20 protein-coding genes and 1 tRNA gene are annotated in these 24,977 nt (G+C 71.5%); 11 read left to right on the top strand and 10 right to left on the bottom strand.

What is annotated here, in order from left to right:
• Positions 1 to 139: 139 nt before the first annotated feature.
• A tRNA-Leu gene (locus tag FB384_RS00990) sits at positions 140 to 213 on the bottom strand.
• 118 nt (positions 214 to 331) lie between these two features.
• Between FB384_RS00990 and FB384_RS00985 the strand changes: the two genes are divergently transcribed.
• Positions 332 to 553 (top strand): DUF3618 domain-containing protein, encoded by a 222-nt coding sequence (locus FB384_RS00985; protein WP_183778257.1) that lies wholly within the window; start codon positions 332 to 334, stop codon positions 551 to 553.
• Between the two features lie 210 nt (positions 554 to 763).
• Here FB384_RS00985 and FB384_RS26645 read toward each other — a convergent pair whose 3' ends face one another.
• Positions 764 to 1,489, bottom strand: a complete 726-nt coding sequence (locus tag FB384_RS26645) for a hypothetical protein (protein WP_228725939.1) — start codon at positions 1,487 to 1,489, stop codon at positions 764 to 766.
• 245 nt (positions 1,490 to 1,734) lie between these two features.
• Positions 1,735 to 2,328, bottom strand: coding sequence for a TetR/AcrR family transcriptional regulator (locus FB384_RS00975; RefSeq protein WP_183784767.1), 594 nt, complete (start codon positions 2,326 to 2,328; stop codon positions 1,735 to 1,737).
• A 162-nt stretch (positions 2,329 to 2,490) separates the two neighbouring features.
• Between FB384_RS00975 and FB384_RS00970 the strand changes: the two genes are divergently transcribed.
• Positions 2,491 to 3,960, top strand: a complete 1,470-nt coding sequence (locus tag FB384_RS00970) for a flavin-containing monooxygenase (protein ID WP_183778255.1) — start codon at positions 2,491 to 2,493, stop codon at positions 3,958 to 3,960.
• A 160-nt stretch (positions 3,961 to 4,120) separates the two neighbouring features.
• Here the strand turns inward: FB384_RS00970 and FB384_RS00965 are convergent, their stop codons facing one another.
• From FB384_RS00965 to FB384_RS00950, 4 genes are all read right to left on the bottom strand, one after another.
• Positions 4,121 to 4,624, bottom strand: coding sequence for a helix-turn-helix domain-containing protein (locus tag FB384_RS00965; protein ID WP_183784766.1), 504 nt, complete (start codon positions 4,622 to 4,624; stop codon positions 4,121 to 4,123).
• A gap of 215 nt (positions 4,625 to 4,839) precedes the next feature.
• Positions 4,840 to 6,303 carry an LCP family protein gene (locus FB384_RS00960; protein WP_228725938.1) on the bottom strand — a complete coding sequence of 488 codons (1,464 nt, stop codon included), beginning with the start codon at positions 6,301 to 6,303 and terminating at the stop codon, positions 4,840 to 4,842.
• Between the two features lie 656 nt (positions 6,304 to 6,959).
• On the bottom strand, positions 6,960 to 9,089 hold the full coding sequence (locus tag FB384_RS00955) for a phospholipase A2 (RefSeq protein WP_323985084.1): 2,130 nt from the start codon (positions 9,087 to 9,089) through the stop codon (positions 6,960 to 6,962).
• A gap of 273 nt (positions 9,090 to 9,362) precedes the next feature.
• A complete protein-coding gene (locus FB384_RS00950) occupies positions 9,363 to 10,568 on the bottom strand; it encodes a GGDEF domain-containing protein (protein ID WP_323985083.1) in 1,206 nt (401 codons plus the stop codon).
• 1,160 nt (positions 10,569 to 11,728) lie between these two features.
• On the opposite strand from FB384_RS00950, the gene FB384_RS00945 reads away from it, so the two are divergent.
• Positions 11,729 to 12,619: an SDR family NAD(P)-dependent oxidoreductase gene (locus FB384_RS00945; protein ID WP_183778251.1), complete on the top strand. Its 891-nt coding sequence runs from the start codon at positions 11,729 to 11,731 to the stop codon at positions 12,617 to 12,619.
• A 60-nt stretch (positions 12,620 to 12,679) separates the two neighbouring features.
• Here the strand turns inward: FB384_RS00945 and FB384_RS00940 are convergent, their stop codons facing one another.
• Positions 12,680 to 14,548, bottom strand: coding sequence for an AMP-dependent synthetase/ligase (locus FB384_RS00940; RefSeq protein ID WP_183778249.1), 1,869 nt, complete (start codon positions 14,546 to 14,548; stop codon positions 12,680 to 12,682).
• A 143-nt stretch (positions 14,549 to 14,691) separates the two neighbouring features.
• On the opposite strand from FB384_RS00940, the gene FB384_RS00935 reads away from it, so the two are divergent.
• From FB384_RS00935 to FB384_RS00910, 6 genes are read left to right on the top strand one after another with little or no spacing between them, the layout of a single operon-like run.
• Positions 14,692 to 15,498 (top strand): SDR family oxidoreductase, encoded by an 807-nt coding sequence (locus FB384_RS00935; RefSeq protein ID WP_183778247.1) that lies wholly within the window; start codon positions 14,692 to 14,694, stop codon positions 15,496 to 15,498.
• Positions 15,491 to 16,402 (top strand): SDR family oxidoreductase, encoded by a 912-nt coding sequence (locus tag FB384_RS00930; RefSeq protein WP_183778245.1) that lies wholly within the window; start codon positions 15,491 to 15,493, stop codon positions 16,400 to 16,402. Before FB384_RS00935 ends, FB384_RS00930 begins: the two co-directional genes overlap by 8 nt.
• Positions 16,402 to 17,151, top strand: coding sequence for an enoyl-CoA hydratase family protein (locus tag FB384_RS00925; protein ID WP_183778243.1), 750 nt, complete (start codon positions 16,402 to 16,404; stop codon positions 17,149 to 17,151). The genes FB384_RS00930 and FB384_RS00925 overlap by 1 nt, the downstream gene beginning before the upstream one ends.
• A complete protein-coding gene (locus FB384_RS00920) occupies positions 17,151 to 18,017 on the top strand; it encodes a CoA transferase subunit A (protein WP_183778242.1) in 867 nt (288 codons plus the stop codon). Before FB384_RS00925 ends, FB384_RS00920 begins: the two co-directional genes overlap by 1 nt.
• Positions 18,014 to 18,748: a CoA-transferase subunit beta gene (locus tag FB384_RS00915; protein WP_183778241.1), complete on the top strand. Its 735-nt coding sequence runs from the start codon at positions 18,014 to 18,016 to the stop codon at positions 18,746 to 18,748. The genes FB384_RS00920 and FB384_RS00915 overlap by 4 nt, the downstream gene beginning before the upstream one ends.
• Positions 18,745 to 19,836, top strand: a complete 1,092-nt coding sequence (locus tag FB384_RS00910; protein WP_221212600.1) for an NAD(P)H-dependent flavin oxidoreductase — start codon at positions 18,745 to 18,747, stop codon at positions 19,834 to 19,836. The genes FB384_RS00915 and FB384_RS00910 overlap by 4 nt, the downstream gene beginning before the upstream one ends.
• Before the next feature lie 177 nt (positions 19,837 to 20,013).
• Here the strand turns inward: FB384_RS00910 and FB384_RS00905 are convergent, their stop codons facing one another.
• A complete protein-coding gene (locus FB384_RS00905) occupies positions 20,014 to 21,189 on the bottom strand; it encodes an aminotransferase class I/II-fold pyridoxal phosphate-dependent enzyme (RefSeq protein WP_258937441.1) in 1,176 nt (391 codons plus the stop codon).
• Positions 21,190 to 21,261: 72 nt separating this feature from the next.
• On the opposite strand from FB384_RS00905, the gene FB384_RS00900 reads away from it, so the two are divergent.
• On the top strand, positions 21,262 to 21,969 hold the full coding sequence (locus FB384_RS00900) for a PIG-L deacetylase family protein (RefSeq protein WP_183784758.1): 708 nt from the start codon (positions 21,262 to 21,264) through the stop codon (positions 21,967 to 21,969).
• A 165-nt stretch (positions 21,970 to 22,134) separates the two neighbouring features.
• Here FB384_RS00900 and FB384_RS00895 read toward each other — a convergent pair whose 3' ends face one another.
• On the bottom strand, positions 22,135 to 23,541 hold the full coding sequence (locus tag FB384_RS00895) for a DEAD/DEAH box helicase (RefSeq protein WP_258937443.1): 1,407 nt from the start codon (positions 23,539 to 23,541) through the stop codon (positions 22,135 to 22,137).
• A 285-nt stretch (positions 23,542 to 23,826) separates the two neighbouring features.
• Here FB384_RS00895 and FB384_RS00890 point away from each other — a divergent pair, with 285 nt between their 5' ends.
• A complete protein-coding gene (locus FB384_RS00890) occupies positions 23,827 to 24,957 on the top strand; it encodes an NAD(P)/FAD-dependent oxidoreductase (RefSeq protein ID WP_183778239.1) in 1,131 nt (376 codons plus the stop codon).
• Positions 24,958 to 24,977: the final 20 nt, after the last annotated feature.

The raw sequence follows: 24,977 nt of genomic DNA, 5'->3' as shown, positions 1-24,977 counted from the left end.
GTCGGACCGTACGGACCCGGTGGCCGGCGTGTCGGTCATGACGGAGCCCCCTCTCGATGGTGGGCACCTAACCGTCACGGTACGCCGTTCGTCGTGGTCGCACTGCTCACCGGCCGGCAGGGCATGTGCGTCCGTCGAGTGGGCCCGGTGGGACTCGAACCCACACTGGCTAGGACCTAAACCTAGTGCCTCTGCCGATTGGGCTACGGGCCCGACGGGGGAGTAGCTTAACGGTCCCGGTCACGTTCGGCGTGGCCTGTGCGCCCTCGGGGTGCATCGTGATCTACCGTGACACCCTGCGCGCAATGCATGCATTCAGCGAGGAGGACACGTGGCTCGCAACCCGGACGCCATCGAACGCGAGATCGAGCGGTCTCGCACGGCACTGGCCGGCACGATCGATCAGCTCGCGGTGAGGGCCAACCCGCAGCGGCTCGCCGACAACGCCAAGACGAGCGTCCAGGCCAAACTCGAAGAGCCGAAGGTGAAGTTCCCGCTGATCGGCGCCGGCGCGCTGATCGCGGTGCTGCTGGTGCGCAAACTGATCCGCTGACACTCCGCCGTCACCCGGGCGCCGCCGGCGCCCGGGCCACTGAGGCCTCCCCGGCCGCTGACGGCCGGGGCGCCGACACCTGGGGTACTGATACCTGGGTTACCGACACTGGGTCGCTGACACACAGCACGCCGACGGCCGCGCATCGGGCGCGGGACCGTCGGCGTGCTGGTTTCGAGTGCCGGTCCTGGTGGGGCGAGTTCGCTCCGGTCAGCTGGCGGCCGAGCTGGTGGCCGTCGCGTAGGTCGCCTCGTCCGACTCGTCGTCGGAGTCCGCGGCGGCGTCCGGGCTCTTGGTGATCTCCTTGCGCGGGACGCCACTGCCGGGCACGCTGCCCTGCGCGGTCGCGCCGTTGGCGGAACTCGTCGAGCTGTCCGGTTCGGCCGCCGCCTCGTCGTCCTCCGCGGTTGCCGACTCCGCTACGGCGGCCTCGCCGTCCTCGGCGGCGACCTCCTCGGACTCGGTTTCGGCGGCCGTGGTTTCGGCGGCGTCGGCCGTGGCTTCGCCGGACTCCGTGGCCTCGCCGGACTCCGCGACGTCGCCCTCGGCGCTTTCGGTCTCGTCGCTGTCCGGCTCGCCGGTCGCCGCCTCGGCCGTGGACGCGGTGTCGTCGTCCTCGGTATCAGCGGTGCCAGTGGTGTCAGCGGACTCGGCGGTGTCGGCGGACTCGGCCTGGTCGGCGGTCTCGGCACGCGAGAGTCGTGCCGTCATGTACGCCGAGGTGAACTCGAACGCGCTGCCGTTGAGCAGATGCACGACAGTCGGGTCGTCCTCGCCCCCGGTCCTCGGTGCGATCTTCTCGATGAGCTGATCCGCACGGTCGCGCGCGGCGATGATGCCCGGAGCCTTGTCGGTCAGCTCCTGACCGTCGCCGGCCACCGTGACCGTGTAGTCGTCCTCGTCGCGCACGTACACCGCAGTGATCGGCTGCGCCACTGTCCTCACCCCTCTCCCAACGGCAGGTCTCACTGTGCAGGACGCCCCCGCCGTCGTCCTATGACGCCGATTCGTTGACCACACGATCGAGTGGCAACCCGGCGCCGTTCTGGAATTGTGTAACGAACAGGTGCCCACAGCAATACGAGCCGGTGTCGGGAATTACGCAGGGTGAGAACGGTCTCAGTGTCGGAGTCGGGATCGTCACGGAGCGCCACGGTGTGAGCGGAGCCGGTGAATTTCCATCAACGGCCGGCGATTTGCGCGAGTCCGCCCCATAGCAGGTTGACGGCGTATTCGGCGACGATCTCGGGGGTGAGGTCGTCGCGTTGTTCGGACCAGATCGCCAGCCGTTCACATCCGCCGACGACGAATTCCGCAGCCGCCTGGAGTAGTCCCGACTCCTCGGCGAACCGTGCTGTCTCGGGGTCTGTGAAATCACCCATAAGTGTGGCGATGAGGTCGGTCTGCTGTTGCCGGGTCGTCTCGAGTTCCTCGGAGGCCGTGCCGACCAGGCTCGCCTCGTGGCGTACGAGCAGCCACGCCTGCTTGCGATCGCGGATGAAACCGAAGAACGCGCGCAGTCCTTGCCGCAACGCCTCCTCGCCGGTGGGGGAGTTCGCGACGGCCTGTTCGGTGACGCGTCGCAGCTCGGCACGTGCCTCGCGGATACATGCGACGAGCAGGCCCTCCTTCGAGTGGAAGTACTCGTAGAGCATCGGCTTCGACACACCGACGCGTTCCGCGATCTCGTCCATCGAGGCCGCGGTGTAGCCGCGCTCGGCGAACACGGCCTCGGCGACCTGGATCATCTGCCGCTCGCGCTGCGCACGGGGCATGCGCTTGCGGGGCTTGCCCTGGCCCGGCCCGGTCGCGGCCTCGGTGGTGTCGGGGGCTTTCGCCGTAGAACTCACAGCCCTATGCTACCGGAAGTAACCTACTTCGAGTAAGGTGGACTCGCGGTAACAGGCAACGGGAGCAGACAGCGGCTGGAGGCACGCATGGGCAACCGCATCGAGGCGGGCGTCATCATCGTCGGGACCGGGTTCTCCGGCATGGGGATGGCGATCAAGCTCCGCCAGGAGGGGCGCGAGGACTTCGTGGTCATCGAGAAGGCCGACGAGGTGGGCGGCACCTGGCGCGACAACACCTATCCCGGCTGCGCCTGCGACATCCAGTCGCACATGTACTCGTTCTCGTTCGAGCAGAACCCCGACTGGTCGCGGGCGTTCTCCCGGCAGCCGGAGATCCAGGACTACCTGCGCGCCACCGCCAGGAAGTACGACCTCTACCGCTCGATCCACTTCGGCCAGGAACTGACCGGCGCTCGGTGGGACGAGGAGACCCGTCGCTGGTACGTGAGCACCGCGCGCGGCGACGAGTTCGTCGGCAAGCACCTGGTCGCCGGTGTCGGCGCCCTGCACATCCCGCAGATCCCCGAACTGCGCGGCGCCGAGAAATTCCAGGGGCCCGCGTTCCACTCCGCGCAGTGGGACCACGACGTCGACCTGCGAGGCAAGAAGGTCGCGGTAGTCGGTACCGGGGCGAGCGCGGTGCAGTTCGTGCCGCAGATCGCCAAGGAGGTCGACCGGCTGACGCTGTTCCAGCGGACGCCGCCGTGGATCATGCCGAAGCCCGACCGCAAGATGCCCGGCTGGGTCCGCACGCTGTTCGCGCGCGTTCCCGGTGTCCAGCGGCTCTACCGCAGCGCCATCTACTGGATGCTCGAGATGCGTGCCGTCGGGTTCAACGGCGACCCGAGGATCATGAAGCTCGCCCAGAAGGTGGCCGAGCGGCACGTCAAGAAGCAGGTCCGCGACCCCGAACTGCGGGAGAAGGTCACACCCGACTACGTGATGGGCTGCAAGCGCGTGCTCATCTCCAACGACTACTACCCGGCGCTGGAGCGCGACAACGTCGACGTCGTCACCGACGGGGTCGCCGAGGTGACCGAGAACAGCGTCATCGACTCGGCGGGTGTCGAGCATGAGGCGGACGTGATCATCTACGGCACCGGTTTCCATGTGACCGACGCGTTCGACCACCTGAACATCGTGGGCGTCGGGGGGCAGGATCTGGGCAAGCTCTGGGCGACCGAGGGGATGCAGACCCACAAGGGCATCACGGTCGCGGGTTTCCCGAACCTGTTCTTCCTGCTGGGCCCGAACACCGGGCTGGGGCACAACTCGGTCGTGTTCATGATCGAGCAGCAGATCCGCTACATCGCCGAGGCCATCGAGTACACCGAGCGCAAGGAGGCCGAGGCGATCGAGGTGCGGCCCGAGGTGCAGGACAAATTCAACACCGACATCCAGCGCAAACTCGAAGGTGGCATCTGGAGCCGCGGTGGCTGCACCAGCTGGTACCTCGACTCGCAGGGCGTCAACCGCACCGTCTGGCCGGGTTTCACCTGGCGGTACTGGATGCAGACCCGCAAGCTCGACCCGAGCGACTACACGTTGACGAAGTGACGTCCCCGCGAGCGTGAGCATCCGACCGGGCTCTTGCGGCGCGGGTGCAGCCGACCCGGGTGCAGGTGACCCGGGCGCAGACGACGCGTAGCGGCCGGGTGACGGGACCTCCCGTCACCCGGCCGTTCGCATTTCGGCGGGCGCCCGGACGGTCCGCGGCTCAGGTGCGGCCGCCGCCGGTGTCGGTCCGTTCACCTGTGCCGGGGTTCGACGACAGCTCGGCGAGTTTGGCCAGCAGTTGCGCCGTGGGCATCCGGCACAGCTCGGCCATGCGCTCCACCGCGGAGCGGTCGAGCTGGATCTCCGGCGTGTTCGACTGTTTCAGCCGGTCCTCGGCCCAGCGCCGCAGTGGTGCCAGCCCGGGGCTGTCATCGGCCACGACGCCGGCGAGGTTCACCCTGACCTGTCCGGGATCGTCGCCGAACACGCGGCGGTGCACCCGTGCGAGCAGGTCTTGCGGCGGTTCCCCCAATGCCATGCACAGCTCGACCAGGCGCACCACGGAACAGTGCCGGGTGCCCAGTTCGTAGGTGGCGAGTGTCTGCAGGGAGATGTCGCTCTGCAGCCGCTCGTTCAGTTCTTTCCTCGTCCAACCGCGCTGCCTTCTGAGTTTGCGCAGTTCTTCCCCCAGGACGCGCTGGAAGGCGTCCGCGTCGATCAGCACTCCTCGTCCCCTGCCCGCATCATCTGCCGGGTGCCCCGGCGCTGCGTCCTTCACCCGAGTGAAAGTGCGGAGGAGCGTCGTGCTGACGCGACTCTGCGAAAAAGTTTCGCTCTCCTGCTCAACTTAGTCCGTGTGGGTGATCGCATTCCTCCGAACGGGCTCACCCCGTGTAAATGGGTCTCACCTGTGTGACTCGGCGTGTGTTCGGCCGGATATCAGTTCACGCAGGTGACGCCGTCGGCGCTGATCGGCTCGTCCCCGGGCTGCTGCTGGCTCGGCTCGGGCTGTGCCTGCGCCCGCAGTCCCGACGGCGCGCCACCCGGAGCACTGCCCGGCGCCGCACCGCCGCCCGAGTTGGCCGGAGCCTCGTAGTCCGGGCCGAGCAGCACCTGGACCTGACCCGTCGGCACCGAGGCGTTCGTCTCCACCGAGACGTCGCCGAGCGTCTCGGCAACCTTCTCGCCCGTCGCCTTCTCACCCTCGGCGGCCTGTACGACCGTCGTGGTGCGGGGATCGGTGTTGCCGACCTCGCCCTGGCCGAATCCGGCCGAGGTCAGGGTCTCCGACACGCTCCCGGCCAGGCCGGTGATGTCCGAGCCGTTGAGCACGTCGACCGTGATCTTCGACGGTTCGGGCGCCGGTTTCGACGACTCGTCCGAGTTCTTCTGTCCAGCCAGTTCACGCACGTACGACTGCACCTGCGCCGGATCGACCTGGACGGCCTGGCCGTCGGACGGGGTTTCGTACTCGGGGTTGGCGACCGGGATCGTCGTGAACTCGATGTTGCCCGCCGACAGTCCCTGCAGCTGCTGGGCGAACCCGAGCAGATCCCAGCCCTTGTTGACCACGACCGACTTCTGCACGGAATCGATGAGGCCGTTGAGCTTCGCCGGGTCCGCGAGCGTGCCCGCGGAGACCACCTTCCTGGCCAGTCCGGCCATGAAGACCTGCTGACGCACGACACGGTCGAGGTCGCCGCGCAGCAGGCCGTGCCGCTGCCGGACGAACGCCAGCGCCTGGTGGCCGGAGATCGTCTGCCTGCCCGCGTCGAACTTCGCACCCGAGTACGGGTCGTCGACCGGCTGGTTGAGGCACACCTCGACGCCGCCGATGGCCTTGGTGATGTCGTGGAAGCCCAGCAGGTTGATCGACGCGTAGTTGTCGATCGACGCGCCGGTGACGCCTTCGACCGTCTCGATCAGCTTCTTGGCGCCCGCCTGGTTGCTGCGGACCTCGAGGTCGGACTCGTCGGAGACGCCCTCGGCCTGCAACTGCTGTCGCGCATCCGACTTCGCCCTGGCGTACGCGGAGTTGATCTTGTGTTTGCCGTAGCCGGGGATGTCGACGTACGAGTCCCGCGGCAGCGACATCGCGGTGGCTTTGCTGCCGTCGTTGGGGATCCGCACGAAGATGAGTGTGTCGGTGTTCAGCTCACCGTCTGCGACCCCGGCGTTGAGCTTGGCCAGCATCTTCTTCGGCAACGGGTTGCCCTGCGCGTCCGTACGGCTGTCCATCCCGACCAGCAGGATGTCGCGCGCCCCGTCCGCGGGTTTCGGCCCGTCGTCGATCACATCGGCCATCGTCAGGCCGTTCACCAGGCCCTGCATCGCGGCCCACGCGTACCCGGTGAGCGACATGACCAGCAGCGACACGATCGCCAGCGCGACCTTCGGCGCCATGAGCCCGCGACGCCGGTTCGGCGGCACGGGCCGGCCGTTTCGGGGCCGGTCGCCACCCTTCCCCGGCGGCGGGGTGCGCGACCCCGTGGCCGACGACGCTGCGGGCGGCCGCTGCCTGCCCGGTGGGGGAGGGCGGCGCTGGGAGCTTTCAGCGGGGCCACCGCGCGCTGCCTGCGGCGGAGGCGGCCCCTGTCGCCGCGGGGGCTGTTCCGGCCTGCCGGCCGGGTGCTCCGGTCCCGCGGGCCGCGGCGGGTTCCCCGGCCCCTGTGGTCCGCGGGGCCCCGGCTGTCCCGGACCGTGCGGGCCGCCACGGGCACCGTCGGCGCCGCGCTGCCACGGCCGCTGCGGACCGTGCCCCTGAGACGGGTTCCGCGGTGGTTCGTTCACGCCGACGGCTCCCTTTCTCGACTCGTACGGGGCGCAGGTTGCGCGCTCGGTCTGCGGGCCCGCGGTGGGGCTCGCGTGCCGGGGTTCCGGTACCGGCTACCCGCAGAGCCGGACGACGACCGGAATCCGGCCCTTCCGTGGGACGCGGCGGTGCGACCGTAGGTTGTTCGTAGCCTGGCATATCGGGGCCCCGTTGTGGCCCAGGACACGACATGCCAGCCGGGGTGCGCCCGGAACGCGGCCGGTGTCGGGTTTCGGGCAACCCCGGGTCAACGTCCGGCCGGTCCACCCGCCGGGGTTCGCCACAACGACCGCAGTGGCCGCGACGCCCGGCGCGCGGCCCACACGGTAGCCACGACTGCGGCGACGGCGAGCACCCCGGTCCCGGCGTAGACGACCACGCCCACGGTGAACACGCCGTGTCCGGCCGTCGCCGACAGCAGCGGCGGGACGCAGGCCAGCGCGGTGAGCAGCCACGTGCGAGGGGAGTGGCTGTCGCCGGTGCGGACGGTGTGGAGCAGCGACATCCCCAGCAGCAGGTGGACCAGGCTCTGGACCGGGTCCAGCGGCAGCTCCGGCAGCAACGGTGTGTCGCCGAACGCGCGGAAGCTGGACAGCGCGAACCCGAAGACACCGATCGTGGCGTAGCCGACCCCGGCGGCCGTGGCGGTGTGGGCGAGCAGTCGTTCCAGGCGGGCCGTGGGCAACTGTGCCGGTGCGGTGGGTGGCCGGTGGGCGGCGTGGCGCTCGAACCACCAGAACACGGCGAGTGCGGGCACGGCCAACATGGCGACGGCCAGGCTCACCCGGAGACTGCCGGACGGCAGCAGGTCCGGCAGATATACGGCAGCGACCAGCAGGATCATGCCGGACAGGTACAGCAGGTACAGGCTCATGGGTGCCCGCGCGGCGTGCCCGGCGGCCAGCCGCAGCCGGGGCCACCGTGCCAGCGCCGCGAACGGGGTGCGTGCCAGCCGCAGCACGCTCAGCTGCACCAGGCCGAGCAGGAGCACCGGCACGACCGGCCCCGCCAGCGGTGGCGGGCCGTCGGAGGTACCGAGGACCGTCGCGGGGACGAGTCCCTGCCACGCGCCCGCGGCGAGCAGACCCGTTCCGAGGACGGCCGTGACAGCGGCAGGCCAGAGCGAGCGGAGCCGCCCCGCCGCGTGCACGAGCGCGAGCTGTTGCGCGATGAGGGCCATGACCAGGGCGGCGAGGCCTGCCAGCACCGGAGTGCCCGTGCGCTCGGCGGCCAGCACCAACCCGCCGAGCGCGGCGACGAGGGCGACCGTCGTCACCGCGCTCGCCCTGCGGTGCAGCAAGTGCATCACCGGTGCCGCCACGGCCGTGAGGACGTAGACACCGAGCAGCCACAGCGGATGCAGTGCGATGCGCACCGCGACCTCGACGGTCGACGACGGCACCGCCATCAGTTCGAGCGCCGTCGGGACGGCGAACGCGACCAGCGCGAACACCAGCGCCATCCGCAACAGCCAGCTCGTGCGATGCGCCAGGTACTCGCGGTAGCCGCCGCCCGCGCTCCGGACACCGAGCCAGTCGGCAAGATTCGCGTGCCCGCCCGCGAAGAAGAACACGAACGCGAACTGGGTGAGCCAGGTCGCCGGCCACAGCCATTCCTCGTCGGCGCCGGCCCACCCGGCCAGTGCCACGGCCGATTCGCCGAACACGATCGCGCCGATCGCGACGACCCCCAGCAGGGTCCACCGATTCGCCGGTGCCGTGGGCCGGGGCGGTGCGGTCACGACGCGCGGGTGCGCCCGGCGGCTTCTCCGCCACGTCCGCAGCCGGAAGGCCAGCAGCAGGCCGATCGCGGCGACCCCGGCCAGCAGCGGTCCGATCGGTTCACCGGTGGGCGGGCCCCAGCGCTGGTGCCACGAGTTGACGTCCAGGCCCGCCGCGTACAGCGAGGCGACGGTGTGACAGGCGCGTTCGGAGCCGCGCGGGTTGTCCTCGCAGGTGGTGTGCATGTCGTCGGCCAGCCGCTGGTCGAGAGCGTCACGCAACGCCGGGTCGAGCGGGTGGCCCTTGGTGTCCGCGTAGCGCAGCAGGTCGTAGCCGAGGTCGTGTGCCCGGCACGCCGTGTCGAAACTCCAGCGCGTGCCGTCGTCGCCCCAGGGGGCCGAGCATCCACCGTCGATGTGCACCGATCGCACGGTGCCGTCCCGCGCGGTCTCCTCGCCGGCTGCCGCACCCGTGACTACGTTGAAGTCCGCGGGGAGCAGCTCGTGGGCCTGGCCGGCCGTCCGCGGATCGAGCAGAGCGTGCGCCGCCTGCTGCGCCATGGCCACGTCGCCGTGGGGCTGACCCGCCTCGGTCGGCGGCGCGGACCGGGAGGCGAGGAAGCCGAACCCGACGACCACGACGAGCAGGAGCAGCACGCGACCGGTCGTGCCCAGACCATGCCCGAGACCGCGCCGCCCGCGCCGGCCGCGCGGTGGTGGCGCGGCCGGCGCCGGCGACGCCGGCGCGTCGGCGGAATCGGTGGTCGTCGGGTGGGCCATCGCCGTCCAGGGTGGCAGCGTCGGTGTGAAGCGGATATCCGGGTAACCCCCGAAAGTGGGGCGAGTCGGTGACGCCGCCCACCCGATTTCGTCACCCGGCGCAGGCTTGCGGAGCGCGACACCACCGGACGAGTGGACCACCCCGGCGGGTCACCCGTCCGCCGGCTCCGCCAGGTACACGGCGTCCCGGCCGGTCTCCTTCGCGGTGTAGACCGCCGCGTCGGCCGCCTGGGTGAGCCCGGTGAGCGTCGTCGCGTGATCCGGATACACGGCGATGCCGACCGACGCCGTCGGCCCGGCGATCGTGACGTGTGACCCGCGCTTGTCGGTCGTGTCGATGTGCAGGTCGGCGATGGTCGCGCGGATGCGTTCGGCGGCGTGCCGTGCCGCGTCGGCATCGGTGTCGGGGAGCAGCAGCAGGAACTCCTCCCCGCCGAATCGGCCGACGATGTCCGCGGGCCTGGTGGCCTCGCGCAACACGTCCGCCACCCGCGCGAGGACGTCGTCGCCAGCGGGGTGGCCGTAGGTGTCGTTGATCTCCTTGAAGTGGTCGAGGTCGATCATCAGCACCGCGAGGGTGCCGTCGGCACGGCGGATCCGGCTGAGCGCCCGCCCCGCGGCGTCGGACCAGCCGCGCATGTTCCGCAGCCCGGTCTTCGGGTCGCTCGCGGCGTCGGCCTGCAGTTGTTCGATCTCGGCGAGCCGGTTGAACACCACCGCCACCGCGGTCATGATCAGCACAGCGGGCGGCAGAGTGACCAGCAGCACCGCGGTGACGGCGCCCAGCCCGGTGGCGATCGCCTCGAGCAGGTTGTCGGCGGGGCTGCCCAGCACCGCGCGCGGTGTCGGCGCCGGTCCGCTGAGGGCGATGGCACCGCCGACGTAGACCAGCTGCACTCCCTCGTAGACCGCGGCGGCGAGCAGGATCAGCGCGAACTCGCGCAGCGAGGCGGCCGGGGTGAGCGCATCCCAGTCGGCGGGACCGAGTGCGCCGTGCAGCGTCGCTGCCAGTGTGGCCGCGAAACAGTGCGCCACCGTCGAGAACACGAAGTTGTGTGCGGGACGGCGCGCGATGAGCCAGCGCTGGGCGCGTACGGCGACGATCAGCGCCACGGTCAGTGTCACGGGCAGCACCAGCACCGCAGGGAACACCCACACCGCGTTGAGGTCGATCAGTACCGACCGCATCCGGCTGCGACGGCGCTCCTCCTGCCGCCGTGTCAGCTGGATGTGGACGGTCGCACCCGCGAAGAGCAGTGCGAGGCGGAACCAGTCCGTCACCGTCGGCGTGTCGGCCGACGCTGCCGCGAGCACGACCCCGGCGACCGCTAGGAGCTCGGCGACGACGACGAACACGATGAACCACGGCGGCCGCCGCCACAGTGCCCACCCGGCCGGACTGCGCGGTCCGGGGACGTGGCCACCCGTGGCTCGGCCCGTACGGCGCCCGCGCCGGGCCGGGTTCCGGCCGGCGGGTCCCTCCGCCGTGGTGCCGTCGGGTGCGGCGCCGGCGGCAGGGGTGTGGGAGGCGGCGTCGGGGGAAGCAGCGTCGTCGCGGGGAGGCGTGGCGTCGGGGGGAGGCGTGGCCGATGCGCCGCCCTCCGATGTGGCGGCACGGAACGCATCGCCTGCCGGCCCATCGCGCGCCGTGGCGGCGGAGGGGTGAGAGGGAAGCCTGGCATGCCGCTCGCGCCGCACGGGTACCTCCCTGTCGTCCTCGTCGCGGTCGTCCTGGTCGCCGGATCGGTCACCGCTCGCACCGGGCCGCGATGGCGCGCCCGCATGCCGGTGCCGGGTCTGCGGATACCCGCCAGTCCGGCCCTTCTCGCACGTCCCGCCGAACACGTTGGGTGTTCGGCGGTGACGGCTTCGTGACAGTGGATCATGGCGGTGCCCGGTGTGTCCGGGTACGGAGCGGCCGAGGGGGAGAGATCACCGATAAGGGGACGGCCGGCTCGCTCGAACGCGGTGCTCCGACCGGGGCCCGAGGGCCGGATTCCCTGGTGACGGGGCATGGCGCGGACTAGGATGACACCCACACGGTGCGGGCGGACCGTTCGCCCGGCTCGCCGCCCGGGGAGGTGAGGGGAGGTTCCGTGATGCGCGACCGTGACTTCTGACCTGTGATCTCCGACCGGCCGACAGGTGGGTCCCGACGTGTGCGGTGACGAGGGCGCTCCCGTTCGTCGGCCCGCTGCTCGCACGCCGTCTTGCGCCCGCGGCCGTCCGGTCGGTCGACGTCGCAGAGATGTCGCCGCGCCGGAGTGACCGGCCGCGCTGTTCGGCTCCCCGCGCTGTTCCGTTCTCGCGCTGTTCGGCTCCACTGTTCGGTTCCGCTGTTCCTCGGCGCCGATCGGTCGCTGTGCGCTCGGCGCACCTACCCGTCCGTCCGCCGAATGGCAGGCATGTGCTGCGCCATCGGAGGGAAAGACTGGGAGCGACCGCTGCTGTGGGTAGAGCCACGTCTGTGTGGAGCCCAGCGCGGTCGGACCGGGTGCGGACTGCGGGAGGTCGACATGGACGGGTTACTCGGCGGGAAGGCCGTCGTCGTCACCGGTGCCGGGCGAGGACTGGGAGAGGCGTTCGCGGTGCATGCCGCGCGCGCCGGGGCCGGTGTGGTCGTCAACGACGTGGATGCCGGTGCCGCCGAGGCCGTGGCCGCGAACATCCGTGACCACGGCGGCCGTGCCGTCGCGAGCGTCAACGACGTGTCCGACGCCGACGGGGCGGCCGCGGTCGTGGCGACGTGTGTCGACGAGTTCGGCGCCGTCGACGGCCTCGTCAACAACGCGGCGGTGAACCACGAGGCGCTGCCGTGGGACGACGAGCCGGCCCGGGTGCGCACGCTGATCGAGACCAACGTGCTCGGCGTGACGTTCACCGGCATGGCCGCGGCACGCGCCATGGTCGACGCGGGACGCGGCGGGTCGATCGTCAACATCAGTTCCGGCGCGTCCCTCGGGCAGCGCAAACTCGGCGCCTACGCCGCGAGCAAGGGTGCGGTCGCCTCGCTGACCTACTCGTGGGCCCTCGATATGGAGGACGAGGGCATCCGCGTCAACGCCGTGTGCCCGCTCGCGCACACCCGCATGGTGTGGACGTCCGAACGAGCGCTGCGCGGCTGCCCGCCGGACCGCACGCCCAGCCGCATCGCACCGGTCGTGCTCTACCTGCTCGGCGACGGCTCGGCCGGCATCACCGGCCAGCTGGTGCGCTGCAACGGGCCGCAACTGCACATCGTCGGCCAGCCGTACCTGAAGGCGCCGATCCTCGAACGCGACGTGTGGGACACCGAAGGCGTGCAGCGTGCGTTCGAGGAGGTCTTCGGTGGGCACCTCGAGCCCTACGGCCTGGAGAAGCGGATCCCGCCGCGGCTGCGCAAATGGCTCAGCGTCACCAGTGCCTGACCGGCCGGCACGGCGTCCCGGGACCGCAGCGGAGGCGGACCGGGACGCCTGCGCGGCCGATCACGCGCCGTACAGCGACTCGATGTCGTCGCGGTAGCGCTCGTTGATCACGCGGCGCTTGAGCTTCAGCGTCGGCGTCAGCTCGCCGCTCTCGGGCGTCCACGACCGTGACAGGACGCGGTACTGCTTGACCTGTTCCACTCGCGCGAGCCGTTCGTTCGCGGCGGTGACGGCCTGCTCGATCTCGGCCTTGATCTGTGGTTCGGCCGCGAGCGTCGCCGGCTCGGTCGCCTCGATGCCGCGCGCGGCCGCCCATGCCGGTGCGATCTCGTCGTCGAGCACGATCAGCGCGCTGATGTACGGCCGGTCGTCGCCGATCGCGATCGCCTGCCCGATCAACGGGTGTTCCTTGAGCAGGCTCTCGATCCGCGAGGGCGCGATGTTCTTGCCGCCCGCGGTGATGATCAGCTCCTTCTTGCGGTCGGTGATCGTGACGTACCCGTCCTCGTCGATCGTGCCGATGTCGCCGGTCGCGAACCAGCCGTCGTCGTCGGTCACGTCCTCGATCGTGCCGTCGGCCTGCAGGTAGCCGAGGAACACGATCGGCCCGCGCACGAGCAGCTCGCCGTCGTCGGCCACGTGCACCTCGATGCCGGGCAGCGGTTTGCCGACCGTGCCGGCGCGGAAGGCCTCCGCCGTGTTGGCGGTGACGGCGCCCGTGGTCTCGGACAGGCCCCAGACCTCGTGGATCTCCACGCCCAGGCCGGCGATGAAGTAGAGCACCTCGACCGGCAGCGCCGCGGCGCCGCTCGAGGCGAGGAACAGCCGGTCCAGGCCCAGCATGCTGCGGACGGGTGCGAGTACCGTCTCGTCGGTCTCCGCGATGCGCTGGGCAAGTTCCGCGGGCACGGGCTCGCCTGCGCTGCGGAGTTTGTAGCCCTGCTGCAACAACTCGTTGGCCTGGATCAGCGCGGTCTGCTTCTCCTCGGGCAGTCCGGCGAGCATGTTCTTGAGTCCTGCGACCATCTTCTCCCAGACGCGTGGGACGCCGAAGAACTGCTGGGGATGAACCCGGCCGAGCGCGGTGACGACACCTGCGGGGTCGGCGAGGGTATGTACGTGGCCCGCGTTGACCGTCGGCAGATAGATCGACAACACGCGCTCGGCGATGTGCGCGAGCGGCAGGTACGAGATGTTCGTCAGGTGCGGCGGGTTCTCGTGGACCTCGCGCAGTGCCACTGCCTGGTGGAGCGCGTTGCGGTGGGACAGCACCACGCCTTTCGGCATCCCCGTCGTGCCTGAGGTGTAGATCATCGACAGCGGGTCGTCGGGCCGGACGTCGGCCACGGTGCGGTCGAACGTGTCGGGGTCGGCCGCGTGCGCGGCCGCACCCTGGGCGTGGACCTCGTTGAAGGCGACGAACCGGTCGTCGTCGGTGGGAACGGTGTCGGTGTCCATCACGACCACGCGGTTCAGTGCGGGCAGTGAGTCCAGTACCGGTCGCCAGCGGGCCAGTTCGTCGGCGCCCCCGAGGACGGCGACCGGTGCCGCACTGTGCTCGGCGACGTAGGCGATCTGCTCGCTGCTCAGCGTCGAATAGGCCGTGCACGGGATCGCGCCGAGGCAGGCCGCGGCCAGGTCGGCGACGATGTGCTCAGGCCTGCTGGGCGCCATGATCAGCATGCGCTGCCCGGACCGCAGCCCGAGGTCGGCCAGTCCGCGTGCCACCGCGGCGACCTCGTCGAGCAGGTCGGACCAGGTCAGCGTCGGCGCCCCCTCGACGTCGAGTGACGTGAGGGCGGGCAGGTCTGTGAACTCGCGCGCGTTGCGTTGCAGCAGCGCGGGAATCGTGTCGGTGCCGGGATCGGCGGTGACGAGCTGCGCCTCTGCTGCGGTGTCGGTGGGGCGATCCGCGGACGGTGCGGCCATGGGGACTCCCGGGTTCTGGTCGGCGCTGACGAGAGTTCCCACCCTATGTGCTCGGTGTCACCCCGGAAAGTCCGTACGCAGCATCCTTGTCGCGAATAGAAACATGTTCTAGTTTTGTTCTCACACGAGGAACGGAGGTGTTCGTGGCGACCCGAGAGCTCTCGTACGACGGGGCGGTCGTGCTCGTAACCGGCGGAGCTCGCGGAGTCGGTGCGGGAATCTCCGACGTGTTCCGTGAACTCGGCGCACAGGTTGTCGTTTGCGGGCGGACGGCTCCCGAGGGAGGCGGTGCCGATTTCGTGTCGTGCGACGTGCGCGACCCCGCGCAGATCGCGGCGATGATGGAACAGGTTCTCGAGCGCTGGGGCAGGCTGGACGTCGTCGTCAACAACGCGGGGGGAGCGCCGCACGCCGACGCCGGCACCGCGTCCCCCCGCTTCCACGACAAGATCGTGCAGCTCAACCTCCTCGCGCCGCTGCACGTCGCGCAGCAGGCCAACGAGGTGATGCAGCGGCAGGACGGCGGCGGGTCGATCGTCATGGTCGGCAGCGTCAGCGGCCGGCGCTCCTCGCCCGGCACCGCCGCCTACGGCGCCGCCAAGGCGGGAATCGACAACCTGACGGCCAGCCTCGCCGTCGAATGGGCGCCGAAGGTGCGGGTCAACGCCCTGGCCGTCGGCATGGTGCGTACCGAGCAGACGCACCTGCACTACGGCGGAGCCGACGGCGTCGCCGCCGTCGGCGCGACGGTGCCGCTCGGCCGGCTCGCCGAGCCCGCCGAGATCGGGCGGTGCGCGGCGTTCCTCGCCTCACCGCTCGCCTCCTACGTCACCGGTGCATCCCTGCTCGTCCACGGCGGCGGGGAGCGCCCCGCCTTCCTCGCCGCGGCCGAGGCGGACGGAGCCGGTGTCCCAGACCGCGAGATTCGACGGGAGAACGCACATGGGTAACGGGCTGTGCCGCGACCGGGTCGTCATCGTGACCGGCGCCGGCCGCGGCATCGGACGGGCGCACGCGCTCGCGTTCGCCGACGCGGGCGCGCGGGTGGTGGTCAACGACGTCGGCGTGGCACTCGACGGCGCGCGCACCGGGGAGGGACCCGCCGCGGACGTGGTCGCCGAGATCGCCGACCGCGGCGGGACGGCACGGGCCAGCACCCACGACGTCGCCGACTTCGACGCCGCGAAGGCACTCGTCGACGAGACCGTGACCCACTTCGGCCGTCTCGACGTGCTCGTCAACAACGCCGGTGTGGTGCGGGACCGCATGCTCGTCAACCTCGGCGCGGACGAGTGGGACGCCGTGATGCGGGTGCACCTGCGAGGGCACTTCGCGACGCTGCGCCACGCCGGTGCGTACTGGCGGGCGGAGGCGAAGGCCGGCCGTACACCGGACGCGCGGGTGATCAACACGAGTTCCGGTGCGGGACTGCTCGGCAGCGTCGGGCAGGCGAACTACTCCGCGGCGAAAGCCGGCATCGCAGGACTGACCGTCGTGGCGGCGGCCGAACTCGCCCGGTACGGGGTGACCGTCAACGCGATCGCACCGTCGGCGCGCACGCGCATGACCGAGGACGTCTTCGCCGACATGATGGCGCGCCCGGACGGCGGATTCGACGCCATGGCACCGGAGAACGTCTCGCCACTGGTCGTGTGGCTGGCCAGCGCGGAGTCGGCGGACGTGACCGGGCGCGTGTTCGAAGTGGAGGGCGGCAAGGTCTCGGTGGCCCAGTCGTGGCGCCGCGGGCCGGAGGTCGACAAGGGAGCGCGCTGGGAACCGGCCGAACTGGGCCCGGTCGTGGCCGACCTGCTGGCGAAGGCGCCGGCCCCGGAACCTGTCTACGGAGTGGGCTGATGACTGTCACGAGGAAACGCGTCGACGAGCACATCGAGGTCGTCACGGTCGACGCGCCGCCGGTCAACGCGCTGACGGTCGCGGGGTGGTTCGACCTGGCCGACGCCGTGCGCGCGGCGGGCGCCGACCCCGGCGTGCACGTCGTCGTGCTGCGGGCCGAGGGCCGCGGCTTCAACGCGGGTGTCGACATCAAGGAGATCCAGGCGAGCAGCGGATACGAGGCGCTGGTCGGCGCGAACCGGGGCTGCTACGCGGCGTTCGGCGCCGTCTACGACTGCGCGGTGCCGGTGATCGCCGCGGTCCACGGGCACTGCCTCGGTGGCGGTATCGGGCTGGTCGGCAACGCCGACGTCGTCGTGGCCTCCGACGACGCCAGCTTCGGCGTGCCGGAGGTGGAACGCGGTGCACTCGGCGCGGCGACGCACCTGGCCAGGCTCGTGCCGCCGCATCTGATGCGGACGCTGTACTTCACCGCGCGCACGGTCACCGCGGCCGAGCTGCAGGGATTCGGTTCGGTGTACCGGGTCGTGCCGGGCTCCGAACTGGACGAGGCCGCACTGGACGTGGCGCGCTCGATCGCCGCGAAGGACACGCGGGTCATCCGCGCGGCGAAGGAGGCACTCAACGGCATCGACCCGCAGGACGTGCACCGCAGTTACCGGTTCGAACAGGGCTTCACGTTCGAGCTCAACCTGCTCGGCGCCTCGGACGAGGCCCGGCAGTCGTTCCTTGACGAGAAGGGGTCGTGATGGGCGACAAACGCACCACCGTCGACGACGCGGTCGCCGAGCTGCGCGACGGCATGACCATCGGCATCGGCGGCTGGGGCTCCCGCCGCAAGCCGATGGCCGCGGTACGCGCGATCCTGCGCAGCCCGGTGAAGGACCTGACCGTCGTCTCCTACGGCGGGCCCGATGTGGGACTGCTGTGCGCCGCGGGGAAGGTGCGGCGCGTCGTGTTCGGATTCGTGACGCTCGACTCGATCCCGTTCGACCCCCACTTCGGCCGCGCGCGGGAGAACGGTGACGTCGAGGTCACCGAGTACGACGAGGGCATGTTCGGACTGGCGCTGCAGGCCGCGGCCCAACGACTGCCGTTCCTGCCGACACGGGCCGGACTGGGTTCCGACGTGCCACGGCTGTCCCCGCAGCTGCGGACGGTGCGCTCGCCGTACGACGACGGGGAGGAGCTGCTGGCCGTTCCTGCGCAGCCGCTCGACGTCGCGTTCGTGCACCTGAACCGGGCCGACGCGCGGGGCAACGCCCAGTACCTCGGCCCGGACCCGTACTTCGACGACCTGTTCTGCCTCGCCGCACAGCGGCGTTTCGTGTCGGCCGAACGGGTCGTGTCCACGGCGGAGCTGACCGAGGCCGGGGCGGTGCAGTCGCTGCTGCTCAACAGGTCCGCTGTGGACGGTGTGATCGAAGCGCCGGGCGGCGCGCATTTCACCACCGCGGCGCCGGATTACGGCAGGGACGAACAGTTCCAGAAGCACTATGTCGACTCTGCGAAGGATCCCGAACGCTGGCCGTCGTTCGTGGATCGGTTCCTGTCCGGCGACGAGGCCGGTTACCAGGCAGCGGTCGACAGGTTCGCAGCGGAGGCGGTCGCATGAACGACGTGACGAGGGCCGAGATCGCCGTGGTGGCGGTCGCCGAACTGTTCCGAGGGGACGGCGAGATCGTGGCGAGCCCGATGGGCACCGTCCCGTCGCTGGGCGCGAAGCTCGCGCGGGCGACGTTCGAACCGGATCTGCTGCTGTCGGACGGACAGGCGTACCTGGTCGACGGTGACGGAACGGTCGAAGGGTGGCAGCCCTTCCGGCGGATGCTCGACACGATCGTGCCGCACGGCAGGCGGCACGTCGTGATGGGAGCCAATCAGATCGACCGGTTCGGCAACCAGAACATCTCCGCGATCGGCGAGCACGGCCGTCCCGCGAAACAACTGCTCGGCGTGCGCGGTGCACCGGGCAACACGGTCAACCACCGCACCAGCTACTGGGTACCGCGGCACGGCACGCGGGTCTTCGTGGAGTCGGTCGACGTCGTGGCCGGCGTCGGCTACGACAACGTGGCGAAGGCGGGCGCGGCCGCGCAGCGGTTCCACGACGTGCACCGGGTGGTGACGAACCTCGGCGTGTTCGACTTCGGCGGACCGGACCACGCCATGCGCGCGGTATCCCTGCACCCCGGCGTGAGCGAGGCCGAGGTGGGGGAGGCGACGTCGTTCCCCGTCGACTGCGCGGCGGCCGGCACCACCCGCACGCCCACGGACGGGGAACTGCAGCTGATCCGCGAGGTCCTCGATCCGCAGGGCGTGCGGGAGAAGGAAGTGCCGTCATGACGGCCGATACCGGCGCGGTGGCCACAGTGGACACTGCGTTCACGCGCCTGGCCGGTGTCCGGCATCCGATCGTCCAGACCGGGATGGGCTGGGTCGCCGGCTCACGCCTCGTCGGAGCGACAGCCGAGGCGGGCGGACTCGGCATCCTCGCGTCGGCGACGATGACCTACGACGAGCTGGCGGCCGCGATCACCGAGACGAAACGGCGTACGGACCGGCCGTTCGGCGTGAATCTGCGGGCCGACGCCGAGGACGCCGACCGCCGCGTCGACCTGCTGATCTCGGAAGGCGTGCGCGTGGCGTCGTTCGCACTGGCCCCGCGCAGGGAGCAGATCGCGAAGCTCAAGGACCACGGCATCGTCGTACTGCCGTCGGTGGGAGCGGTGCGGCACGCGGAGAAGGTCGCGTCATGGGGCGCCGACGCCGTGGTGGTGCAGGGCGGTGAGGGCGGCGGGCACACCGGGTCGGTGGCGACGACGGTGCTGCTGCCGTCCGTGGTGGACGCGGTCGACATCCCGGTCGTCGCCGCAGGCGGGTTCTTCGACGGACGTGGTCTCGCCGCCGCGCTGTCCTACGGCGCCGCGGGAATCGCCATGGGCACCCGATTCCTGCTCACCACCGACAGCACGGTGCCGGCGGAGGTCAAGCGTCACTACCTGGAGCGGGACGTCTCCGGCACCGTCGTGACCACCCGGGTCGACGGCATGCCGCACCGCGTGCTGCGCACCGACCTCGTCGAGCACCTCGAGTCGTCGGGCCGGTTCACCGGCGTCGTCAGGGCGTTGCGCAACGCCGTGCGGTTCCGTGCGCTGACGGGGCTGTCGCCGGTCGCCATGGTGCGGGAAGGGCTGGCGATGAAGCGCGGCAACGATCTGACGTGGAGCCAGGTGCTGATGGCGGCCAACACGCCGATGCTGCTGCGTGCCGGACTGGTCGAGGGCCGCACCGACACGGGCGTGCTCGCCTCGGGACAGGTCGTGGGCGCGGTCGACGACCTGCCCACGGTGGCCGAGCTGATTGACGGCATCGTCGCCGACGCGGCCGCCGTGCTGCAGGCGAACGCCGGCCTCGTCGTCCGCTCCACCTGACGCGCGACTGCGCCCACCGCGTGTCCTGCACTCAGAACGCCGAGTTCTGCACTCGGTACCTGGAGCTCTGCGCCCAGTACCGTGAGTTCTGCACTCGTACGGCACCCGGCCACACCGCGCCGGTGTGCCGACGCGCGGCAAGGTCCTCGCGCCGAGACCCCGCGCGGCGGGGCGCCCTCAGGAACGCGGAGCGGTTTCGGCGATGACCTTGACCGCGGTGTCCACGTCGGACTCCGAAAGGCCGGCGCGGGCGGTCAGTCGGAGTCGAGTCACCCCGTCGGGGGCGACCGGCGGGCACACGCGTCCCACGTGCACGCCGTGCTCGGCGCACGCGTCGGCCCACGAGGCGGCGGCGGGCGCGCTGGGCGCGGGCAGCGACACGATGGCCGCGGCGGGCAGGCTCGTCCGCAGTCCCGCCGCGCGCAGGCCCTGCGCGAGCGACATGGCGCCGTCGACGGCGGTGCCCGGCAGCTCCGGTTCCTCCCGCAGCGCGGCGAGTGCGGCCAGCGCGGCAGCGGCGTTGCCCGGTGCAGGTGCCGCGTCGTAGCCGTAGGCGCGGGCGACGTCGATGACCTGCCGGATCGCCCGGCGCGGCCCGAGGACCGCCCCGCCCTGCACGCCGAGGGCGCCACCGAGCGACAGGGTCGTCACCACGTCGGGTGCCGAGGACAGACCGGCGTCGTACACGGCACCCCGGCCGCCCTCACCCAGCACGCCGAACCCGTGAGCATCGTCGACCAGCAGCGCCGCACCGTGGTTGCGGCACGTCTCGACGAGCGCGCCGAGGTCGGCCGCGTCCCCGTCGACGGCGAACACCGATTCGGTCACCGCGAGCGCCCGCGGTTTGCGCCGTGTCGACAGGGCGTGGGCGACCGCGTCCGGGTCGAGGTGGGCGACCGCCGCGATGTCGCCGCGAGCGAGGCGGCAGCCGTCGACCAGCGCGGGCTGGACGCATTTGTCGCTGACGATCGCCGATTCCGCGCCCGACAGCGCGGTGACGGCCGCCAGGTTCGCGGTGTAGGCCGAGGGGAACACGGCCGCGGCCTGCGCTCCGACGAACCGGGCGAGCTCGTGCGCGAGTTCGGCGTGCAGCTCGAGCGCGCCGCCGAGCAGCGGCGTTCCGGCGGCGCCCGCGCCCCACTTGAGTGCGGCTGCGGCCGTGGCGCCTGCGACGCGCTTGTCCCGCGCCAGCCCCAGGTAGTCGTCCCCGGAGAGATCGATCTCGCCGGGGGTGGGCGTGGCGCCGCGCTGCCGTGGCCTGCGCGTGAGACCGGAATCGCTCCGGCTGGCTGCTTCGGCGTCGAGCCAGTCGAAAACCTCGTCGGGCGGAAGAGCTGGACCGGGTGCGTTCACGGGTGGCAGTGTCGCACCAGACCGACGACCAGAGGGGAGCGAGGGGTGGCCGACAGCGCGGAACTGGAGATCATGCCCGGTGATTGGAATCGGGCACTGGCCGTCGTGGCTCATCCGGACGATCTCGAGTACGGCGGCGCCGGCGCGGTCGCACGGTGGACCCGGGAGGGCAAGTCGGTGGTCTACACCCTCGCCACGCGTGGCGAGGCGGGAATCGACGGCATGGCGCCCGAGGAGTCGGCGGTCGTGCGCGAGCGCGAGCAGATCGCCGCGGCACGGGTGGTGGGTGTCGACACGGTGGAGTTCCTCGACCACGCCGACGGCGTCATCGAATACGGCCTGCCGCTGCGCAGGGACATCGCCGCGGCGATCCGCAGGCACCGGCCGGAGCTGGTGATCATGACGAACCACCGCGACACGTGGCCGGGCGGGCCGTGGCTGAACATGGCCGATCACCGCAACGTCGGGCTCGCGACATTGGACGCCGTGCGGGACGCGGCGAACCGCTGGGTCTTCCGCGAACTCATCGACGACGGCCTCGAACCGTGGGACGGGGTGCGCTGGGTCGCAGCCGTCGCATCACCGCAGGCCACGCACGCCGTCGACATCACCGACACGTTGGACCTGGCGGTGGACTCGCTGCGCGAGCATCGCGCCTACCTCGACGGGCTCGGTGACGCCTCGATGGCCGACCCGAGCTTCCTGCGCGAGGCCGCCGCCGAAGCGGGTGTCCGTTTCGGCGGCGTGCCTGCGTGCGAATTCGAACTGTTCCCGATGTAGCGCCCTCCAAGGACACCCTGGTCGCGGCGTTCTGGCGCTGCCGAGAACGCAGCGAAGGGCACCGGCGGGGCGTTCTCGGCAGCCCGGCCACCACCCCTTACGGGCACGCTGACGCGTGGCTGTGTTCGATGCCCCAAGGTGCCCTTCGCGGCAACCGGGATCGGGTCAGGCGTCGATCGGCCTGCGGGGCCTGCGGCCGCCGCCACGCCGCGGACCGCCCTGGCCGCCGCGACCCTGGCCGCCACCGCGACCCTGGCCGCCACGGTCGCCGGGACGGCCACCGTTCCTGCCGCCGGGGCGACCGCCGCCGGGCCGCCCACCGCCCGAACGGCGCTGCTCCTGCTGCGGCTGCTTGTCGACCAGCGCGACACCGCTGGGCCTGCGCGCACCGGTGATGCGCGTCAGCTCGCCGTCGCCCGGCGTGACGAGCAGCGACTTCGGCTTGACGCCCGCCTTGTCGGTGAGCCGCAGCGTCTGCCTGCGCTGGTCCCGCGTGATCAGCGTGACCACCGTGCCCGATGCGCCCGCCCGGGCGGTCCGCCCTGCGCGGTGCAGGTAGTCCTTGTGGTCCGCGGGCGGGTCGACGTGCAGCACGAGGCTGACGTCGTCGACGTGGATGCCGCGCGCGGCGACGTCCGTCGCGACCAGCACCGTGGTGCGGCCGTCCTTGAAATCGGCGAGCACGCGGTTGCGCTGCCCCTGGGTCTTGCCGCCGTGCAGCGCGCCCGCGGGCACACCCTGGGAGCGCAGCTTCGTGGTGAGGCGGTCGACGTGGTGCTTGGTCCGCACGAACATGATCGTGCGGCCTTCACGGGCGCCGATCTCGGTGATCACGGGCATCTTGTCCGACTGCGCGAGCTGCAGCAGGTAGTGGTCCATGTTCGTCACCGACGCCGTCACGGGCGCGACCGAGTGCGTCACGGGGTCGTGCAGGTAGCGCTGGACGAGTTTGGACACGTCACCGTCGAGGGTGGCGGAGAACAGCAGCCGCTGGCCGTCGGCCGGCGTGAGGTCGAGGATCTCGCGCACCTGGGGCAGGAAGCCCATATCGGCCATCTGGTCGGCCTCGTCGAGCGCGACGTAGCCGATCTCGTCGAGGGCGCACGTGCCCTGGCGGACGTGGTCCGAGAGCCGGCCCGGGGTGGCGATGAGCAGGTCGACGCCGCGGGACAGCGCGTCGGCCTGCCGGTTGAAGGCCATGCCGCCGACCGCGGTGCGGCACCACAGGCCCAGCGTCTTGGCCAGCGGGATCAGGACCTCGGCGACCTGCATGGCCAGTTCGCGCGTGGGCACGAGCACCAGCGCGCGGGGCTTCTTCGGGCGGGCCTTGCCGCCTTCGAGGCGGGCCAGCAGCGCGAGGCCGAAGGCGAGGGTCTTGCCGGAGCCGGTCTGCGCCCTGCCGAGGACGTCGTGGCCGGCGAGGGCGTCGGGCAGCGAAGCCGCCTGGATGGCGAATGCGTCGGTCATGCCGTCGGCCTCCAGCGCGCGCACCAGCGGGCGCGGCAGCGGCAGGTCGGCGAACGGGACGGACGCGGTGGACGTGGATGCGGACGTGGACAGGTTTGTGCTCACACAGGCCTCTCGGACGTGGCACGTCGCAGGGAGGCCCGGGAGAGTCGCACGTCGGTGGTGCGGTGGGCGTTCACAAGGACGAACCCGGCGCGCCGGAATCTGGTGCCGTCTCCGGCCGATGTGGCGCGCCAAATGGATGGGAAATCGGATCGCCGTGTGAAGGAGCCCTTCGGCTCACGGCGCTCCAGGCACTCTACCCCAACCGGGGCCGCCCCGTCAGCCGAGGTCGTGGTGACGGACAGCACCGACGATCCTGTTCCGGCCGCGGCACGGCATAGTGGCCGCATGCGCATCGTGATCATCGGATCGGGCATCGCAGGCGCGGGCACCGCATGGCAGCTGGCGCGACGGGGTGCCGACGTCGTGGTGGTGGATGCCGACCACGCGGGACGGGCAACGGCCGCCGGCGCCGGGATCGTCTCGCCGTGGAACTCCCGGACCCTCGAGAGCGAGGAGCTCGCCTTCCACGCGGAGGGCGCCGCGTACTACCGGACGCTGGTCGACGACCTGGCGGCCGAGGGCGCGGGGGAGACGTCGTTCGCGATCGTCGGCGGGCTCGTCGTGTCGCCGGACGAGACGTGGCTGCGTGAATTCCACGGACGGGCGCTCGAGCGGGCGCGGCGCTGGCCCGAGATGGGCGAGGTGAGCTTGCTCGACCCGGCCGGTGTCGCCGAGCGCATGCCGCTGTTGGCTCCCGACCTCGGCGCGGTGCACATCGCGGGCGGAGGACGGATCGACGGCCGGACGCTCCGCGAGACTTTCCTCGCCGCGGCCGCTGCCCGGGGAGCGCGGCTGCGCAGCGGTACGGCCGAACTCGAGGTCCGCTCCGGCCGCGTCGTCGGGGTGCGGGTGGCCGGTGACGTGGTCGAGGCCGACGGCGTGGTGCTGGCCGCGGGCGCGTGGACCGCGTCGCTGGCCGCGTCCCTGGGTGTGACGCTCCCGGTGGAACCGCAGCGCGGCCAGATCAGCCACTTCGGGGTCGGGGGTCCCGGCGACGAGCCCGGCACCGCGTCCTGGCCCGTGGTCTCGCCGGTCGGATCCGGTCACTACATGCTCGCGTTCCCCGACTCGCGGGTCGTCGCGGGCGCGACACGCGAGACCGGTTCGGGTTTCGACCACCGCGTGACGGCCGAGGGGCAGCGCGAGGTGCTCTCGGAGGCGCTGGCCGTCGCGCCCGGTCTCGCCGACGCGACGCTGCTGGAAACGCGCGTGGGCTTCCGTCCCGTCACGCCCGACGGCAGGCCCGTCATCGGTGCGCTCGAGGCGCACCCCGAGGTGACCGTGCTGACCGGTTTCGGCGCGGGCGGGCTGACGATCGGGCCGAACGCGGCGCGCCTGGCCGCGGCCGCCGCACTCGGGGAGCGGCCGGACATCCCGGAGTTGTTCCGCCCCGAGCGGTTCGACGGCGCCGCGTGAGTGCCCGGCGGGGGTGGGCG

It is taken from the genome of Prauserella sediminis (genome assembly GCF_014195435.1).
In the GTDB taxonomy this organism is placed as follows: Bacteria; Actinomycetota; Actinomycetes; order Mycobacteriales; family Pseudonocardiaceae; genus Prauserella; species Prauserella salsuginis.
The sequence above is the reverse complement of the archived record's forward strand: the minus strand, read 5'-3'. Positions and strand labels throughout refer to the sequence as shown.

Coding starts and splice junctions, on each gene's coding strand:
- FB384_RS00975 (WP_183784767.1), bottom strand. CDS start 2,328: ATGCCCCGTGCGCAGCGCGAGCGGCAGATGATCCAGGTCGCCGAGGCC.
- FB384_RS00970 (WP_183778255.1), top strand. CDS start 2,491: ATGGGCAACCGCATCGAGGCGGGCGTCATCATCGTCGGGACCGGGTTC.
- FB384_RS00960 (WP_228725938.1), bottom strand. CDS start 6,303: ATGGCGCCGAAGGTCGCGCTGGCGATCGTGTCGCTGCTGGTCATGTCG.
- FB384_RS00945 (WP_183778251.1), top strand. CDS start 11,729: ATGGACGGGTTACTCGGCGGGAAGGCCGTCGTCGTCACCGGTGCCGGG.
- FB384_RS00940 (WP_183778249.1), bottom strand. CDS start 14,548: ATGGCCGCACCGTCCGCGGATCGCCCCACCGACACCGCAGCAGAGGCG.
- FB384_RS00930 (WP_183778245.1), top strand. CDS start 15,491: ATGGGTAACGGGCTGTGCCGCGACCGGGTCGTCATCGTGACCGGCGCC.
- FB384_RS00925 (WP_183778243.1), top strand. CDS start 16,402: ATGACTGTCACGAGGAAACGCGTCGACGAGCACATCGAGGTCGTCACG.
- FB384_RS00920 (WP_183778242.1), top strand. CDS start 17,151: ATGGGCGACAAACGCACCACCGTCGACGACGCGGTCGCCGAGCTGCGC.
- FB384_RS00915 (WP_183778241.1), top strand. CDS start 18,014: ATGAACGACGTGACGAGGGCCGAGATCGCCGTGGTGGCGGTCGCCGAA.
- FB384_RS00910 (WP_221212600.1), top strand. CDS start 18,745: ATGACGGCCGATACCGGCGCGGTGGCCACAGTGGACACTGCGTTCACG.
- FB384_RS00900 (WP_183784758.1), top strand. CDS start 21,262: ATGCCCGGTGATTGGAATCGGGCACTGGCCGTCGTGGCTCATCCGGAC.
- FB384_RS00890 (WP_183778239.1), top strand. CDS start 23,827: ATGCGCATCGTGATCATCGGATCGGGCATCGCAGGCGCGGGCACCGCA.